This is a genomic window from Desulfoplanes sp. (genome assembly GCF_054921335.1).
On record NZ_JBUDSQ010000014.1, the window covers coordinates 25,574 to 43,875 of the forward strand.

General features: G+C 55.8%; 16 protein-coding genes. 14 read left to right on the forward strand and 2 right to left on the reverse strand.

Annotation, left to right across the window (positions count from 1 at the left end; translation table 11 throughout):
• The first annotated feature begins 25 nt into the window (after positions 1-25).
• The 6 genes from hysA to ACY692_RS04885 all read left to right on the forward strand — a co-directional run bounded on the left by hysA (position 26) and on the right by ACY692_RS04885 (position 5,880).
• Positions 26-1,522: a NiFeSe hydrogenase large subunit HysA gene (hysA, locus tag ACY692_RS04860; protein ID WP_462324218.1), complete on the forward strand. Its 1,497-nt coding sequence runs from the start codon at positions 26-28 to the stop codon at positions 1,520-1,522.
• Positions 1,523-1,698: 176 nt separating this feature from the next.
• Positions 1,699-2,169: a NiFeSe hydrogenase maturation protease gene (gene hysD, locus ACY692_RS04865; protein ID WP_462324219.1), complete on the forward strand. Its 471-nt coding sequence runs from the start codon at positions 1,699-1,701 to the stop codon at positions 2,167-2,169.
• Between the two features lie 20 nt (positions 2,170-2,189).
• Positions 2,190-2,738: a glycine cleavage system transcriptional repressor gene (locus ACY692_RS04870; protein WP_462324220.1), complete on the forward strand. Its 549-nt coding sequence runs from the start codon at positions 2,190-2,192 to the stop codon at positions 2,736-2,738.
• A 66-nt stretch (positions 2,739-2,804) separates the two neighbouring features.
• A complete protein-coding gene (locus ACY692_RS04875; RefSeq protein WP_462324221.1) occupies positions 2,805-4,178 on the forward strand; it encodes a DUF711 family protein in 1,374 nt (457 codons plus the stop codon).
• Positions 4,179-4,305: 127 nt separating this feature from the next.
• The gene (locus tag ACY692_RS04880) at positions 4,306-4,737 is read left to right on the forward strand and encodes a hypothetical protein (RefSeq protein WP_462324222.1); all 432 of its coding nucleotides are present in this window, start codon (positions 4,306-4,308) and stop codon (positions 4,735-4,737) included.
• 237 nt (positions 4,738-4,974) lie between these two features.
• A complete protein-coding gene (locus ACY692_RS04885; RefSeq protein WP_462324223.1) occupies positions 4,975-5,880 on the forward strand; it encodes a DUF362 domain-containing protein in 906 nt (301 codons plus the stop codon).
• A gap of 298 nt (positions 5,881-6,178) precedes the next feature.
• Here the strand turns inward: ACY692_RS04885 and ACY692_RS04890 are convergent, their stop codons facing one another.
• A complete protein-coding gene (locus ACY692_RS04890) occupies positions 6,179-6,841 on the reverse strand; it encodes a DUF2238 domain-containing protein (RefSeq protein ID WP_462324224.1) in 663 nt (220 codons plus the stop codon).
• Positions 6,842-6,942: 101 nt separating this feature from the next.
• Positions 6,943-8,274, reverse strand: a complete 1,332-nt coding sequence (locus ACY692_RS04895; RefSeq protein WP_462324225.1) for a hypothetical protein — start codon at positions 8,272-8,274, stop codon at positions 6,943-6,945.
• A 266-nt stretch (positions 8,275-8,540) separates the two neighbouring features.
• Between ACY692_RS04895 and ACY692_RS04900 the strand changes: the two genes are divergently transcribed.
• From ACY692_RS04900 to leuB, 8 genes are all read left to right on the forward strand, one after another.
• A complete protein-coding gene (locus tag ACY692_RS04900) occupies positions 8,541-9,779 on the forward strand; it encodes a glycosyltransferase family 9 protein (protein ID WP_462324226.1) in 1,239 nt (412 codons plus the stop codon).
• A gap of 557 nt (positions 9,780-10,336) precedes the next feature.
• Positions 10,337-11,611 (forward strand): CgeB family protein, encoded by a 1,275-nt coding sequence (locus ACY692_RS04905; RefSeq protein ID WP_462324240.1) that lies wholly within the window; start codon positions 10,337-10,339, stop codon positions 11,609-11,611.
• Positions 11,612-11,983: 372 nt separating this feature from the next.
• A complete protein-coding gene (locus tag ACY692_RS04910; protein ID WP_462324227.1) occupies positions 11,984-12,631 on the forward strand; it encodes a phosphatidylserine decarboxylase family protein in 648 nt (215 codons plus the stop codon).
• Between the two features lie 39 nt (positions 12,632-12,670).
• Entirely contained in the window at positions 12,671-13,432 is a 762-nt protein-coding gene (pssA, locus tag ACY692_RS04915) for a CDP-diacylglycerol--serine O-phosphatidyltransferase (protein WP_462324228.1), read from the forward strand.
• Between the two features lie 202 nt (positions 13,433-13,634).
• Positions 13,635-15,170, forward strand: a complete 1,536-nt coding sequence (locus tag ACY692_RS04920) for a 2-isopropylmalate synthase (RefSeq protein ID WP_462324229.1) — start codon at positions 13,635-13,637, stop codon at positions 15,168-15,170.
• Positions 15,155-16,414: a 3-isopropylmalate dehydratase large subunit gene (leuC, locus tag ACY692_RS04925; RefSeq protein ID WP_462324230.1), complete on the forward strand. Its 1,260-nt coding sequence runs from the start codon at positions 15,155-15,157 to the stop codon at positions 16,412-16,414. Before ACY692_RS04920 ends, leuC begins: the two co-directional genes overlap by 16 nt.
• 143 nt (positions 16,415-16,557) lie before the next feature.
• Positions 16,558-17,052: a 3-isopropylmalate dehydratase small subunit gene (locus tag ACY692_RS04930; protein ID WP_462324231.1), complete on the forward strand. Its 495-nt coding sequence runs from the start codon at positions 16,558-16,560 to the stop codon at positions 17,050-17,052.
• 133 nt (positions 17,053-17,185) lie between these two features.
• A complete protein-coding gene (leuB, locus tag ACY692_RS04935) occupies positions 17,186-18,259 on the forward strand; it encodes a 3-isopropylmalate dehydrogenase (protein WP_462324232.1) in 1,074 nt (357 codons plus the stop codon).
• Positions 18,260-18,302 lie beyond the last annotated feature (43 nt).

Sequence of the window (18,302 nt, forward strand, 5' to 3'; positions counted from 1 at the left end):
GAAATTCTGAAGAAGGAGTTCATATATGTCAGGATGCAAGCCAAGCAAAGCTCCGGTTGCAGGAGTTTCTTCCAAGAAAATCAAGATTGCCGTCGATCCGGTGACCAGGATCGAGGGGCATCTCAAGGTCGAGGTGGAGGTCAAGAACGGAAAGGTTGTCGATGCCAGGTGTTTCGGTGGTATGTACCGTGGTTTTGAAAATATACTGGTCGGTCGTGATCCACGGGATGCTTCCCAGCTGACGCAGCGTATTTGCGGTGTCTGCCCCACGGCTCATGCCACGGCATCGGTTCTGGCCCTTGACGATGCGTTTGATGTCAATATCCCGACCAACGGTCGTATAGCCCGTAACCTCATTCTCGGTGCTAACTTCCTTCAGTCCCATATCCTCCACTTCTATCATCTTGCCGCTCTGGACTATGTCAAAGGACCGGACGCTGCTCCGTTTATTCCTCGGTACGAAAACCCCGATCTGATCACCAACCGGATCAAGGATGTCAAAAAGGCCGATGCCGTCAACAAGTATGGCCTTGACCAGTACCTGAAAGCTCTTGAAATCCGTCGTATCTGTCACGAGATGGTCGCCCTTCTCGGCGGCAAGATGCCCCATGTCCAGGGAATGGTTGCCGGTGGTACTTCCGAGGCTCCGTCCAAGGAAAAGATCGCCAAGTACTACGCCCGGTTCAAGGAAGTCATCGCCTTTGTCAGGGAAGAATATCTCCCCCTTATCTACACTCTTGGAACCGTGTACCCCGATCTCTTCGAGACCGGTGCCGGCTACAGGAATTGTGTGGCCTGGGGTGTCTTTCCCTTGAGCGACAGCAATCCTCTGGATCTGCTGCTCAAGCGTGGTGCCTATGTCGATGGTAAGGATGTAGAAGTCGATCCCGCCAAGATCAAGGAATACGTCGGTCATTCCTATTTCGACCAGAGCAAGTCCGGGCTCAATTTTTCCGAGGGCGAGACTGTTCCCGATCTTGACAAGGCTTCCGCCTACAGCTTCATCAAGTCTCCCCGTTATGGCGACAAGCCCTGTGAAGCAGGTCCTCTTGCCCGCATGTGGGTCAGCAATCCCGAGCTCAGTGATGTCGGGAAGAAGATGCTCAAGGAAAAATACGGCATCAACGCCAAGAAGGTCCGTGACCTGGGTGAGAAGGCCTTCTCCATCATGGGCCGCCACGTGGCCCGTGCCGAGGAAACCCTGTATGTTGCCGAAGCCATGGGCGAGTGGCTCAAGCAGATCGTTCCCGGTGAGTCCACCTACATGGAATACGAACTTCCCGAGACCGCTGAAGGTCTGGGTATGACCGAGGCTCCCCGTGGCGCTCTGCTCCACTATGTGGATGTCAAGGATCAGAAGATCAGCAACTACCAGATCATTTCAGCGACCATCTGGAACGCCAACCCCATGGACGACATGGGCCAGCGCGGTCCGATCGAGGAATGTTTGATCGGTGTTCCGGTTCCCGATCCCAAGTGTCCCGTCAACGTGGGGCGGTTGATCCGCTCCTTTGATCCGTGACTGGGTTGTGCCGTGCACGTGCTGCACGCTGAGACCGGTGAAGAGAACGTCGTTACCTACGAGTGCATCTAAACCTTATGCTGGACAACCAGCACCCAATGACCATAAAAGGCCGGATCTTGTCCGGCCTTTTTTCGTATCCGTCATGAAGGCACATGAAATTTTGGAGATATATGATGAAAGAATTACTTGTCCTGGGGGTGGGAAATCTCCTGCTTATGGATGAAGGAATGGGGGTTTACGCGGTCCAGGAGCTTCAAAAGGAAGAAGGGTGGCCTCTGGATCGGGTCGACTTCATCGATGGGGGGACCTTTACCCAGGATATATTCTATCTATTCCAAGAATATGAGAAACTTCTGGTCCTTGATGTCGTTCGGGGAGGTCGTGAACCCGGGACCATCTATCGCCATAAGGAAAAGGACCTGCGGGAGAACGACGAACATCCTCTTTCCCTGCATGATATTGATTTGCTCGATTCCCTGAAAATGGCAGAATTGCTGGGGAACAAGCCCGAGTTGACAGTGCTGGGTGTCGAACCGTTGGAGCTGTACACGTGGAAGATGGAGCTGACCCCGCCACTGCAAAAGGTTTTTCCCCGGTACATGGATATTGTCCGTCGGGAAGTTCGGGCACTACTCAATCTTTGATTTTACAAAGGAGTGCGAAGGTGGAAAAAATTGTCGTATCGGTTCTGGGACAGGATCGTCCGGGCATCGTGGCCTCTGTCTCGAACATTCTCTATGCTCATGGGTGCAATATCGAGGACCTCACCCAGACTATCCTGCAGGCGGAATTCGCGGCAATTTTGCTTGTTGATTGCCCGGAGTCCTGTCTGGATGTTCTTGAGAAAGAGCTCGTAAAAGCACTCGAACCGCTGGATCTGAGCGTTTTTCTGCGTCCCGCGGCATCGACCGATGGTCATGGATGCAAAACATGCAATCCCCTTGTCGTCACTACGAGCGGACCCGATTGTTCGGGCCAGGTGGCCAGGGTTTCCGAGGTCATCAACCGGGCCGGCGGCAATATTACCGAGCTCAAGGCCGTCAGCCATATGGACACGGATGATGCCACTTTCATCATGATTTTCGAGGCCGATTTTCCGGTTTCCTCGGACCAGGGGGCATTTCGGGGCGACCTTGGTACCACGTGTCGGGAACTCGGGCTCGATTATTCCGTGCAGCACCGGGAAATTTTCGAATCCATCAATCGGATTTAATCAGGGAAAGAATCGATAACGGGTAACGGAGCGGAGATGCCGGGCTGTTACAAATGAGGAAAGAGCATGCTTACTGAACGCGAAGTCCTGTCGACCATAGAGATGGTCAAGAACGAGCACCTGGATGTGCGCACTGTCACCCTGGGTATCAATCTGTTCGATTGTGCCTCGGATGATCTGAACCGTTTTCAGGACAAAATTTACAACCGGATCACCGGCTTGGCCGCAAATTTGGTCAAGGTGTGCGATGAGATTGGGGATATTTACGGGATTCCCATTGTCAATAAACGCATTGCCATAAGCCCCATCGGTGTAGTCGGGGCACCGTTTTCTTCTTCCCAGATGGTGTCTATCGCCAGGACACTGGACCGGGCCGCCAAGGAGGTGAACATCGACTTCATCGGCGGATTCGGGTGTTTGGTCCAGAAGGGGATGGCTCCGGGGGATGTTTCCCTTATCGAGTCCATTCCCGAGGCCCTGACCATGACCGACCGGATATGCGCTTCCGTGAATGTGGCCACGACCCGTGCAGGGATCAATATGGACGCCGTGGCCAAGATGGGAAAAATCATCAAACAGGCCGCCGACATGACCTCGGACAAAGACGGGCTCGCCTGTGCCAAACTATGCGTGTTCTCCAATATTCCGCAGGATGTTCCCTTTATGGCCGGAGCGTATCTGGGCGTTGGGGAACCTTCCTCCGTGATCAATGTGGGGGTCAGCGGTCCCGGTGTGGTCAAAAAGGCCATTGATCGGGCGTTGGTAAGCAATCCCGATGCCTCCATCGGTGAGATTTCCGAGGTCATCAAGCAGACCGCCTACAAGGTAACCAGGGCCGGACAGCTCATCGGCAAGAATGTGGCCAAAAAATTGGGCGTGCAGTTCGGGATCGTGGATCTCTCCTTGGCCCCGACACCCAATGTGGGAGACAGCGTGGGTGAGATTTTCCAGGCTATCGGTCTGAGAAATATCGGCGTGCCCGGCTCCACCGCCATACTGGCCATGCTCAACGATGCCGTGAAAAAGGGCGGGGCCTTTGCCAGCTCACGGGTCGGGGGACTGAGCGGGGCCTTCATTCCGGTGACAGAAGATCTGAATATTGCAGAGGCTGCCAGCTGTGGTGATCTCTGTCTGGAGAAACTCGAGGCCATGACCGCGGTCTGTTCGGTGGGGCTGGATATGGTTGCCCTGCCCGGTGACACCCCTGCAGAGACCCTTTCGGCGATCATCGCCGATGAGATGGCCATCGGTATGATCAACAAAAAGACCACGGCCACGCGGATTATTCCCGTACCCGGCAAAAAGGCCGGGGATTTTGCCCGGTTCGGTGGTTTGCTCGGCGAGGCGGAGATCATGCCCGTACGGTCGCCCGGAGGGTCAGATGTTTTTGTCCGCAGGGGAGGGCTCATTCCCGCGCCCCTGCAGAGTATGATCAATTAAGTCGTGACGGCCCGTGGGGAGGCCGGAACGTGCTGTCTTGCCTCCAGAAAATATTTTGTATATCATATTTTACTTTTCCATGAATATGGAAAAGGTACCAACCATGCCGTGCACAAGGGAGAACCAGATGGAAGCACAGGAAAAGGACATGCGGACGGAAACCCAGGCGGTCAATTATGCCGAAGAAGTGCAAAAGGACCTGATCGATACGCGCAAGGATTCGGGCAAGGTGGCCATCGCCATTTCCATCATGTCCATTATCTTATTGGTCGTGTTCTATTTTGGTTTTCGACAGAATCTCACGGAACTCAGGCACAAGGTGGAAACGCTGAACGGATTGCAGCCCCGTGTCGTTACCCTGGAGCAGGACGTGGCCTCACTCAAGACCTTGCCCCAAAAAACGAAATATATGCTCATGGGGACCATGACCCGGGAAATGGCCAACACGGCCGACTATCTAGGAAGCCAGGCCGCTTCCAAGGAACAGGCCGCCAAGATCCGGCAGGCAAGAAAGCTTCTTGAAGAGATCCGGCAAGAGTTTGCCGCCGCTTCTGAATAATGCGTATATAAAGAAATCCCGGAAAATTTTCCGGGATTTTTTTTTGGATTTTAGGACAAACAGGGCTCATGACTGGTAGAGCAAAAAGACCGCACGCATCGGGACGGTATGCCCGGACGACCGGTCGGATGGTATATCTGCAAAATTGACGGAGGGATGGCCATCTTTGCCAGCCGCGCCTATTGATGCTGTTTTACCACCGATAGCGAGAGCACGGGCCCAAACCGTAATGGAACCATGACCGGTATAGATGTTTTTTTGGCCAGAGCTGATGATTACAAGCGGGTCGAGTCGCGTGTCTTCCGGCTTCTGGATGCATTGCAGGTTCCCGTTCCGTCCGGTGGCTATATTCTTATCAAACCCAACCTCATCTCCTCTCGTAACGCCTCTCTTTCCTGCACCCACCCCCAGATAGTCCGGTCCGTGGCCCGGTATTTCCTCGACAGAGGGTGCTCCGTGGTCGTTGGGGATTCTCCCGCCTTTGGTTCGGCCCGTAAGGTTGCCTCATCTTATGGGTTGCTCGATGCCCTCCGGACCCTTGATCTTCGATTCGTGACCCTAGACCATCCTGTACAAACGTGTTTCGGCCCTTTTACTTCCGGAATCTCCAAATGGGCCCTGGATGCCGCCTTGGTGGTCAACCTGCCCAAACTCAAGGCCCATTGCCAGATGCGTGTCTCCGCAGGCGTGAAAAATCTTTTCGGCACGGTCTGCGGGTTTAGAAAGCCGCTGATCCATTTCAGGCACGGAGACAGGAAGGCGCGGTTTCCGGCCTTTTTTGTCCATCTCATGAGCGTGCTCCCCAGGACGATCACCCTTATGGATGGTATCACGGCCATGCACAGGACAGGGCCGACCCATGGCGAAGAGTTTGCCGGGAGATTGCTCGGGGCTGCCCATGATACCGTTGCGTTGGATACTGCCGTGTACACGTTGCTCGGTTTGGGGCCCAAGGATGTGTTTCTTTGGCAGGAGTGTGTCCGGCAGGGGATCCCGGGGGCGTTCCCCGAGAATTTGAGCTATCCTTTAGAAACAAAGGAATCCTTTGCATTTGAGGGGTTCGAAGTCCCGAAGGAACTCCGGCCCCAGGTCTTTGGCCCCAAACGATTGGTGCGCAGCCTGTGCAAACGGCTGTTTGGGTAGGGAAAATCCAAGGCAGGACGGCAGATGTCCGCAGGGGCAGACCCTGCACGCTAACGGACATAACTGGATGTAGGTTTTACCGATTTCCGGGGGACGTGGAAAATACACGAAAGCACGACGGAACACGTCATTCCGGACTTGGAGCACACCATGTTGTCCTTGACCCGGGATTTCTCCCCGTTGGGCGTTGTTCTGATGTCTTGGGCAAGCTCTTTGAGTCCTCAAGATCCCGGTTTTCGCCGGAACGACGGCCATCAACGAGACTTTGGCCCCAAAAGGACCAAGGCATGCCTTGTCCCTATGCTCTATTATCGGCCTTTGGCAGCTCCATGATTTCTTTGTAGTTGGTCATCCAAAAAAGAACCAGCGATGCAGCCGCGCCCAAGGCGTCGGCGAGCATGTCCTTTTGGGCGTCCCAGGGATCTCCCTGGATACCGAGAAAGGCCGTGCCCGCATCGGGGGCCATGATCAGGACGAAGAACCATTCCAGGATCTCATAGCCGGCGGCTACGAAGAAGATGAAGAACAGGGGGAAGAGGGTCAGGATGGTTTTGGATACGACCCAACGTCGGCGCAGGAGGAGTTCGGCCGCGGCAAAGGCGTAAAAGCCTACGCTGAAATGGGCGATGCGGTCAAAGTGGTTGCGGGCGGAACCGAAGGTCTCCGTGATCAGCCCAAAGGGTACCCGGGAAAAGGTATAGTGGGCCCCGATGGTGTGCAGAAAAATCAGGACGGCCATGAGCCCATAGGCCGTGTTCGAGAACCGGTGTGTCCTGAATGTGAGCACCAGACCGAGGACGATGAGCACGATGGGTAGGTTTTCGGCGACCCAGACTCCGCGGTCGTGGGGGGCATAGCCGAGAAGGACGAAAACCACCCCATAGATTCCCAAAAGGAGATGCGGGATGCCAAAGGGACAGTGGAGAATAGCCGTGGAGCGATCCTGGTCGTCATTGCGCATTGTACTCTCTTGCTCGGTTTGAAGGAGGGGAGGTCGGACTGATAATCATGAGGAACAGATATCGTTGTTGACCGATACGGATGGTTTGGTGGGCGGACCATCTAGGTGTTGGTACATCTGCCTGATGTCCGGAGTTTTTCTTTTTCATCACGTACAACACACAATTTCAAAAAGCCAGATTCCGCTGCAAGGGAAAGAACAAGGCAGAGTGCAACGATGGCCACCCCGGGAAGGTGCATGAACCGGGGGAGGATAACCATCGACCCCACCAGGACGGATGCGCTGACCAGGACCGCATAGGTCACGGCCGTGGTGTGGCGATTAGTGACCAGGATCCCCCGGAACCATGCGATGGTAACGGTCAGTAGAGGGACCAGGGCAAGGACGATCAGGGGGGAGCGGACAAAGGAGAGAAGGTGGTCCGAGAGCCCCGAGACCCCGCCGAACCAGAGCCAACGGAGCGGTTCGGACATGGCGGCCGCGAAAAAACACAACGTCAGCGTTGTGCCCAGAATCCGGGTGAACCGTTCCAATACAGGGTACCCGCCCTTGCGGGGCAGAAGGGCCACAACCGCTTCCTGATAGGAAAAGCACGGGGTCTGGAACATGGCGGTGAATCCCATGAGCACCGGCCAGATGGCCAGGGATTCCAAGGGATGGTCCATCCTGGCCAGTCCGATGGACATGACCGGCTGGACGGCCAGGCCGATCATGGAGGTCAGGGCCAGGGGGACATAGAACCCGAGAAGGCGGGACCAGGTCAGGTGGCTTGCCCCATCGTCGGGGATCTCCACCCTGACTACCCGGCGGGCAAAGAACCAGGTGACCACCGCCCCGGTGACCACTCCACAGCTCAGGGCCAGAGCGCCCAGGCAGGCCCCTGAAAAAACAGAAAAGAACGAGCCTATTCCCAGCGTGGCAGCGATGGCCACCAGTCTACTGGTCATGGTCAGGGGGATGATGGAGGTGTGCCCGTAACCGATGAGGATCCCTTGCCACAGCCGCCGGTAGGCGATGGCCACGGTCCATGGGGTCATGATCAGGAAGGCGCACCTTGTCGTTTCCACGATTTCCGCTGGCGCATGGATGATCCCGGTGACGATGAGGTCGAAAAGGGGAGTGACGGCGATGGCCAGATGGATGAGGGAGAGGGCCCATCCTGCAATGTGGGTAAAGCCGAGGAGTCTCCTATAGGATTGTCGGCTCTTTGCAAGGACATTGGCGGCCGAGAGGAGCTGGATGATCGGCCCCTCGATGATCAGCGAGAGGGCAAAGGTCAGCCCAAAGGCGGCCAGGTTTTCCTTTGTTTCCGGAAGCCGGGCAATGACGGCTGCGATGGTCGGTTGTTCGATGCCCATCATCAGCCAGACCAGGGCCAGTGGGAGCCAGAACGTGAAGATGACCGGGAGTGAGAGCGTATCGTTTTTGGGCATGGGTGGGCGTTGGGCCGGATTGGGGATGATAAAGGGGCTATACGGAAATCTATGCGTGCTTATCCTTATGTACCGGTAGTCTGCCTTAGAGGAACGGGGTGCTGTTGGCAAGGCAGGCCAAGCAGAGATCGTGGATGACAGGCCGGGGCGTGTTTGGCTTTGGACAGCTTTGGTGGTAGATGGGTCAAGCCGACCTGACAAACGGGGATCGCTCCGGCAGAAGCATACTATTTTAACGACAACTATTTGATTTACCAAGGTAGACCATGCCCACCTCTCTGGTCATTCAACTGGCACGCTTCGGGGACCTCGTGCAGACCAAAAGACTCATTGCTTCTTTGGTCGGGCAAGGGGCTGGTGACGTTCATCTTGTAGTCGATCATTCCTTGTGTAAACTGGCCGAGCTTGTCTATCCGAAGGCCACGGTCCATGGTGTCCGGGCGCATGGCGGGAAACATATGCAGGACGGCCCGTTTCTGACGGAAACGATGGCAGCATGCGCCGACCTTGGGGACACCAACGCCGATCAGGTTTTCAATCTCAATTTTTCAGGGCTGAACATGGCCTTGGCCTCCCTGTTTGATCCCGGTCTCGTCCGGGGGTACAGAATGGAACATGGCCAGTGGCGCAAGGATGCATGGGCGGAAACCGGGTTTCGACTTTCAGCCGGCAGGCAGACTTCTCCCCTCAATCTTGTCGATCTCTGGGCAGGATACGCAGACGACACCATACCTCCCGAAAAGGTCAATCCTGCTGCCCGGGCCGGAGGTGGGGGGATAGGCGTGGTGCTGGCCGGGCGCGAGTCCAGACGTTCCCTGGATGCCAGGACCCTTGCCCTGTTGACCGCTGCTGCCCTGGAACGGATCGGTCATGGCCCTGTTCTTCTTCTGGGAACCCGTGCAGAATCACGCATGGCCAGGGATCTGCGAACCTTTCTCCGGCCTGCCGTGGACCGAGAGGTCCGTGATTTGACCGGTAGAACCGATTGGCAGGAGCTTGTGGACCATGTCCAAAAGCTCGATTTGCTGCTCACCCCCGACACGGGCACCATGCACTTGGCCGCCCATCTGGGTGTTCCTGTAATGGCCTTTTTTCTGGCCTCAGCATGGTGTCACGAGACCGGACCCTATGGTCAGGGGCATGTCGTGGTTCAATCTGTCCAGCCCTGCGCTCCCTGTAGAGAGGGAGATGCATGCCAGCATCAGGTCCGTTGCGCCGCCTCTTTTGCTTCACGTTCGTTGCTCCGGTACGTCTCCGGCAGATCGATCAAAGACTGGTCCGATGATTTGGCACTTTTTTCGACCGCGTTCGACAGGCTGGGGATTGCCTGTCATCCCCTGGCAGGTCGCGATGCATTCCGGGAACGGCGCCGGATTCTGCGGGAGCTCGTCACCGTGCACAAACACCTTGGTGCTGAAGTCGACCATCCTGCTCCAGCCGAGGTGCTCAAAGAATTTTATCGCGAAAGAGATTGGATGGTTCGAGAATCTACGACCATGTTGTGATAATATTGGTTGTTGCACCCTGAAAAAACGTTGCCACTTTGTAGCTATTCAGGTCACAATGTTACTGTTACGACATGGTAAAATTTATCGTCAAAACCGAAACTGAGTGCTGATCAAAACAATGAGAAACTGGAGGATGTAAGAAATGTAGGGAATGAGGCAACTATTCAGATTAAAATCCGAAAAGAGGTAACTATTTGAAATATATTGTTAAAATTTTTTATTGGCCCGTAGATTTCAGAAATTTAGGGATTTCAGATAGGTAAGAAATGAGAGACCCCTATGCTAACCGCCTACAATCTCGAAGATGTAAAAATCTCTTAACGTTCTAAAATTTCTAAAATTTCCAATTCTGATTCTTAAAAAATGTACCTGAATGGTTACGTTATTTTTAGAACCGAATTTTGGCCGGTTGCCGTCATCTATCCCGTAGGGGGCAGTTCAGGAATTGCCCGTTTTTCCGAGCCCCGGGAGGCGAGGGAAAACAATCTGTTCAGTCCAGACCAAGCCATACCGAGGATTCAACCGTTATTCCCATCGAGCACCCCATGACCACCATGACCTCCCCCATCCGTGTTCTTGTTGTCCTTCCCTTCTACGGAGGCTCCCTGCCTATAGGCCGCTATTGCGTCAGCGCTCTGCGTTCCATGGGGCATATCGTTGAAACCTTCGAGGCCCCCGCATTTTTTGACGGCTACAATGCTCTGGAAAAACTCCGTGTGGGCATGGACCGGTTGGAGTACCTCCAGAATAGCTACCTGCAGCTGTTGTCCACGGCCGTGCTGGCCAAGGTGGAAACATTCGAGCCCGATCTCGTCCTGGCCCTGGCCCAGGCCCCCATGAGTCGGCAGGCACTGAAAAGGTTGCACCGGGACAATGTGCCAACGGCCATGTGGTTCGTGGAAGACTATAGTGTCTTTACGTACTGGCGGGGTTTCGCTCCCTTGTATGATTATTTCGCCATCATCCAAAAGGAGCCCTTTGAGCATGAGCTGGAAAAGATCGGGGTGACCAACCATCTCTATCTGCCCATGGCCGCCCAGCCGGATTTTCACCGGCCCCTGGAACTTCCCCCGGCCGAACAACGGGCATTCGGGAGTGACCTCTCTTTTTTGGGGGCCGGGTACCCGAACCGACGGTTGGCCTTCCGGGAATTATTGGGATATAATTTTAAAATCTGGGGGAACGAGTGGGAGGGGGAGCCGACCCTGCAGGAGATCGTCCAGCGCGGCGGGGCCAGGATTTCCCCCGAAGAGTGCGTCAAGATATTCAATGCCGCAAAGATCAACCTGAATCTGCACTCGTCCATTAAGAGGAATACCCTGGTAGGGGACGGTGATTTCGTCAATCCCAGGACCCTTGAACTGGCCTGCTGCGGTGGTTTCCAACTCGTTGACCGCCGGACCCTGTTGCCCGAGCTTTTTGCCGAAGATGAGATGGCCACCTTCGGCTCCATGGATGAGCTGTTCAAGAAGATCGACTATTTTCTGGCTCATCCCGAGGAACGTGAATGTTTTGCTGAGCGTGCCAGAACCAGGGTGCTCAGGGATCACACCTATGCCGTCCGCATGCAGACGCTGATCGATCATATTGCAGCCGATCGGGAAGGGTGGCCAGCCAAACGGGATGATTCTGCAGGCTGGGCAACGGAACTGGACGAGGATCTGCGTGGCGAACTTAAATGTTTGCTTGAAAGGCTTCAGCTCCCCTTACGGTCGTCCTTCAAGGACGTTGTCTGGGCCATTAGGCAGCAGCAGGGCAAGCTCTCGCGGGTGGAGACGGCCATCTTGTTTCTGGATGAATGGAAGAAGCAGTATGGTGGAGAAGGGTAGAGTCGTGGAACATCACCCTTGTCGGCTTGGGAAATATCGAGTCAATGACGGATTGATCCTGTTTCTTCCTCCTGGGAACGCCGAGCGTCTGCTCGGCAATGCGTTTCCGCCATGTTCAGGTGCTACAGGCGTACCCTTCAGACATTGCTCGAAAGCCCGACCAGACGGTCGGCGTTCCCAGGGAAAGGCATTTTTGTCGGCTTTCTGATTGGGTCCGGGTTTTTCTTCGCGTGCCTTCGCGCCCTCCGTGGTTATATTTTTTTTGTCGGTCCTTCCATTTGCCAACCCTACCCCTCTTGGGTATGGACCCGTGATCCATCGACGATTTCATCTCACCGCATCCCTTGCTGAGGATGTGTCCAAGGAACGATCATGAAAAAACCAACCATCGGTCTCAGCCTGGAAGGGCTTCCGTTCATCGGTCTCACGGCCCTGCTTACTCTGGTCTTTGCCCTGCTCGAGTGGGCCATTCCGGCCCTGCTCGCCTTTGTGCTCCTCTTTTTTGTCATGAATTTTTTCCGCGATCCCGAGCGGGTCCCCCCCCAGGAAAAGGGCGTGGCCGTCTCGCCGGCCGACGGCAAGGTGGTCAAGATCGAGACCATGCGCGATCCCTTTACGGGCAAGGAGCGTACGACCATCTGCGTGTTCATGAACGTGTTCAATGTCCACGTAAACAGGGCTCCGGTGGACGGGACCGTCGACGAGATCCGTTATTATCCGGGCAAGTTCTTCAACGCCTCGTTCGATAAGGCCTCAACTGATAATGAGCGCAACGCCGTGAGGATCATGGACGAGGACGGCAAGTCCTGGACCGTGGTCCAGATAGCCGGTCTCATTGCCAGGCGGATCATCTGCTGGACGGAATCCGGCGATAGCATAGCCCGGGGGGAACGGTTCGGTCTGATCAAGTTCGGATCCAGGCTTGACCTTTATCTGCCGGGTAGCTATGAGCCAACCATACGCATCGGCGATACCGTATTTGCCGGGCAGACCGTCCTGGCCTCAAAAAAACACGTTTAACCCTATCTTCCAGAGAACATTCACGAGCGAATATTGATCATGCCCAGCCAGAAACCCATCCACAAAGGATTTTATATCCTGCCCAACCTCATGACAACGGCCAGCCTGTTCACGGCCTTTCTGGGCATATTGTGGGCGATTGACGGGCAGATAGAAAAATGCGCACTGGCCGTTCTGTTCAGTTGTCTTTTTGATGGGTTGGATGGAAAGGTTGCTCGGCTGACCAATTCCGCCTCGGATTTCGGGGTCCAGTTCGATTCTCTGGCCGATCTTGTCGCCTTCGGGGTCAGCCCGGCGATCATGATCAACCTTTGGCAGACCCACGCTTTTGGCCGTTTGGGGCTCGTTTCTTCATTTATGCTCATCGTTTGCGGGGCGTTGCGTCTGGCCCGGTTCAATGTCCAGGTGAACGTGGTCTCCAAGAAATTTTTTGTAGGGCTGCCCATTCCTGCCTCCGCCTGCACCCTGGCCTGTCTTGTCCTTTTTGCCCCCTATCTGCCTGAAAACGTGGCAACGACCGTGTTACCCGCATTCTGTGTCGGATTGGCTATAGTCCTCTCCCTGCTCATGGTCAGCAATGTCCGCTATGCTTCTTTCAAGGATTTCGAGGTGGTCAAGGCCCATCGTTTCAGCGCCACGGTGACCGTGATCATGCTTTTTGTTCTGGTGGCTTCGGAACCGAAGCTGCTCGGGTTCGTCTTTTTTATTGGCTATATTCTTTCCGGGCCCATTTATTCCTACATTATTCTACCCCTACTACGGTCCTACAAACTACGGAGACCGTCCGCCAAGCTATCATAAACTAGCTCAGCACATCTGCACCACCAACATAGTTGGAGCGAGACGAGTCGGAACCATTCCTTCTCGTCTTTTTTTTTGAGCATGCGGACGGTCGTTGTTAAGAAGGTGTTTTCGGACAGGGGGCACCTGACAATTCCATAGTCGTATCCAAAACGATCATCTTCGCATGCCTCTATTCTCACCACCCAAGCCGGAGGAAACCATGGAAGAGAGCATCTTCATTTTCGACACCACATTGCGTGACGGCGAGCAGTCTCCCGGAGCCACCATGAACCTGCGGGAAAAGATCCGCTTGGCCCGTCAGCTGGAACATCTCGGCGTGGACATCATCGAGGCCGGATTTCCGGCAGCCAGTCCCGGAGATTTCGAGTCGGTTCGGGCTATCGCCGCAGAGGTCAGGGAGTGCCAGGTTGCAGGACTCTGCCGGGCCATCAAGCCTGATATCGACAGGGCCTGGGAGGCTATACGGGCCGCGGCAGATCCGCGTATCCATACCTTTCTCGCCACCTCGGACATCCATATGCGGCACAAGCTGCGCAAGGACAAGGACCAGGTCCTGGAAATGGCCAGAGAGGCCGTGACACATGCCGCCTCCTTGACCTCCAATGTAGAGTTCTCAGCCGAGGATGCTTCCAGGTCCGATCCGGAATTTTTGGCCAGGATCGTTGAATTGGCCATCTCCTGCGGGGCCAAGGTGATCAATATTCCAGATACTGTTGGCTATGCCCAGCCCGAAGAATTCAGGGAACTCATCACCTATCTCTTGAACAATGTTTCCAACAGTGATCAAGCCATCTTCAGTGTACATTGTCACAATGACCTTGGTCTGGCGGTGGCCAACACCGTAGCGGCCATCGGTGCCGGGGCCAGGCAGGCCGAGGTGACCCTTTGCGGGATCGGTGAGCGGGCCGGGAACGCGGCCCTGGAAGAATTGGTCATGGCCCTGGACGTCCGTTCCGATGTCTACGGATTGACCAACAAGATCAAGAAGGAGCAGATCTATCCTTCCTGCCGCCTCCTTTCCATGATCATCGGTCAACCCATCCCGCCCTATAAGTCGATCATCGGAGACAACGCCTTTGCCCATGAATCGGGTATCCATCAGGACGGGATTCTCAAGAATCGACAGACCTACGAGATCATGACCCCCGAGCATATCGGCCGGACGACAACGGATATGGTTCTGGGCAAGCATTCAGGACGGCATGCCCTGAAGGAACGTTTGGAGGGGTTGGGCTACAAACTCTCCGAAGAGCATCTGGATATCGTCTTTGCGGCCTTCAAGAAGCTGGCGGACAGAAAAAAGGAAGTATTTATCGAGGATATCGAGGCGGTGGTCCTTGAAGAGGTCTTCAGGTTGCCGGACAAGTATCGTCTGATCTATCTCAGCGCCATGTCCGGGAACATGGCTATTCCCACGGCGGTGATCAAAATGGAGATCGACGGCGAGGAAAAACAGCTGGCCGGGTTCGGAGAAGGGCCCATCGATTCTGTATTCAACGCTATTTGTCAGCTTGTGGATACGCAGCCCGATCTGCTCAGATACAGCGTCAATGCCATCACCGGCGGTTCCGATGCCCTGGGCGAGGTGACGGTCAAACTGGGCGAGGGGGAGAAAACATCGGTCGGCAGGGCATCCGACCCCGACGTCATCATTGCCAGCGCCAAGGCGTATATCAATGCACTCAATCGATTGGCAAAAAAGGAAGAAGAGGAGATCATATGCACCAGACCTTAGCTGAAAAAATCCTTCAGGCCCACTGCAGCGAGAAGATCACCGGTCCGGGCCAGATCGTGAAATGCGCAATTTCGCTGGCCCTGGCCAATGATATTACCGCACCCCTTGCCATCAAGTCCCTGAAGGCCATGGAGGTGGACAGGGTTTTTGATACCTCCAAAGTGGTTTTGGTCTGCGACCATTTTACCCCGAACAAGGACATTGCCTCGGCCGAACAGGTCAAGTTCGTTCGGGAATTTGCTCGGGCCCAGGGAATCGTTCACTACTATGAAGGCGGGGAGGTGGGAGTCGAGCACGCCCTGCTTCCGGAATTGGGGATCGTCGGGCCGGGCGACATCGTGGTCGGGGCCGACAGCCATACCTGCACCTACGGCGGACTGGGTGCCTTTGCAACGGGGCTGGGGAGCACGGATGTTGCCGCGGCCATGGCTCTGGGAGAAACCTGGTTCAAGGTTCCCGAGACTATTCGAGTGGAGATCACCGGCGACCCGGGACCGTTCATTACGGGCAAGGATCTGGTACTCAATCTGATCGGAAGAATCGGGGTTTCCGGTGCCCTGTACAGGGCCCTGGAATTTGGCGGTTCCGTGGTCGACACCATGGGGGTGGAGGGCAGGATGACCATGGCCAATATGGCCATCGAGGCCGGGGGCAAGGTCGGGCTCTTTCCCGTGGACGGGACCACCCTGAATTATACGCGTGACCATGGGCGGGGCGGAGATGGGCCTCTGGCCCCGGACACGGACGCCTCGTATGCTCAGGTGGTCAATATCGACGTGACCGGCATGGCCCCACAGATCGCCTGTCCCCATCTGCCGGACAATGTCAAACCGGTCAGCGAGGTGCGCAATACCAGGGTGGATCAGGTGGTCCTTGGTTCGTGTACCAACGGCCGCATCTCGGATCTGCGCCGGGCAGCCAAACTCATCAAGGGCAAAAAGGTGGCCAAGGGAGTCCGCTTTGTTGTCCTGCCGGCCACTCCCGGCATCTACAAACAGGCCCTCAGGGAGGGGCTTGTCGAGACGTTCATGGACGCTGGTGCCATTGTTGGCCCCCCCACCTGTGGCCCCTGCCTGGGCGGTCACATGGGTATCCTGGCCGGCGGCGAAAAATGTCTGGCCACGACCAACAGGAATTTTAAGGGCCGCATGGGCAGCCTGCAGGCCGAGGTCTATCTTGCAGGTCCCGATGTCGCCGCGGCCACTGCGGTTGCCGGGGAGATCGTGCATCCTGAGGCGATATAAACAGCAGTTTCAGGTTTTAAGATTTAGGTTTTAGGGAAAGGATGTGAAGGGGTAAGGGTTGAGGAAGATACGGAGACGGGAGGCAGGAGAACACCTAACACCTAACACCAAAACGTAAAACCGTATTCAACCAAGGAGAAACAATGCATTTTTCCGGACAGGTACATAAGGTCGGTGACCATATCGATACGGATGCCATCATTCCGGCCAGGTTCTTGGTCACTTCGGACGTCAAGGAACTCGGGGCCGCGTGCATGGAGGGGCTGGCCCCGGGCTGGGTCGATCGGGTCAAAAAGGGCGACATCATGGTTGCCGGAGAGAATTTCGGGTGCGGCTCCTCCCGGGAACACGCTCCCCTGGCCATTCTCGGCGCTGGCATGCCCGTGGTCGTGGCCCACAGCTTTGCCCGTATTTTTTACCGCAACGGGTTCAACATGGGGCTGCTTCTTCTTGAAGTCGGCGATCAGATAGACGGGATCGACGACGGGGACGGGCTGGATATCCAGGTCGAGGAAGGGGTCATCAAAAATGTGACCAAGGGAACCGAAATCCGGTTCCAACCCATCCCCGCGTTCATGCAGGGACTCCTGCAGGGGGGGGGGCTCATCGAATACGTGAAGCGGCAGAAATCTGCGTAAGGAACGTGTAGCGGGATTATGTGCAGATGCCGTATTTTCAAAGGCCAGACGGGTGAATCCACGTATCCAGTGTCAGATACGGCACCATCTATCCTATATCTTATCTCCTTTTTTTCTTTCCCCGAGGTCCATCATGCAAAAAAACATATCTCTTCTTCCCGGTGACGGGATCGGTCCGGAGATCGTTGCCCAGACCATGAAGGTGCTTGAGGCCGTGAACCAACGGTTCGGCCATTCATTGACTACCGAGACCGCCCTCATCGGCGGGGCGGCCATCGATGCCAAGGGCGTTCCCCTTCCGGACGGAACCGTGGAAACATGCAAGCGGGCCGACGCGGTTCTGCTCGGCGCGGTCGGCGGTCCCAAATGGGACGAAATCGAGCGGGATATCCGGCCCGAACGGGGGCTTCTGGCCATCCGCAAGGAGCTCGGACTGTTCGCCAACCTGCGTCCTGCCATGCTTTTCCCCGAGCTCGCCCAGGCATCGTTTCTAAGGCCCGACATCGTGGCCCGGGGGATCGACATCATGGTCATCCGGGAACTCACCGGCGGGATCTATTTTGGCGAACCCAAGGGATTCGAGACCCGTGACGGGGAGCAGGCTGCCCTGAACACCATGGTCTACAAGCTTTCCGAAGTAGAACGCATCGCCCGGATCGGTTTCGAGACGGCCATGAAGCGGGGCAAGCGGCTGTGCAACGTGGACAAGGCCAATGTGCTCGAGGTCTCCCAGTTGTGGCGGGAGACCGTGGTCCGCATTGCGGCCGATTATCCCGAGGTGGAGCTGACCCACATGTACGTGGACAACGCAGCCATGCAGCTGGTGCGTGATCCGTCCCAATTCGACGTCATTGTCACCGGCAATCTTTTTGGGGACATCCTTTCCGATGAGGCGGCCATGCTCACCGGGTCCATCGGTATGCTTCCCTCGGCTTCACTGGGTGCGGGCAGTCCCTGTCTCTATGAACCCATCCACGGCTCGGCCCCGGACATTGCCGGAGAGGACAAGGCCAACCCCCTGGCGACCATCCTCTCCTTGGCCATGATGTTGCGTTACTCCTTTGATATGCAGGACGAGGCCCAGACCATAGAGACTGCCGTCCGCAATGTCCTCAAGGCCGGATACCGAACCGGCGATATCATGGAAGACGGCCAGACTCTGGTCGGCGGTGAGAAGATGGGAGATCTTGTTGCTGGGGAGATATAGGAAAGGGAGGGAGACAGGGGGGAACGGAGGACTCGACATTGCT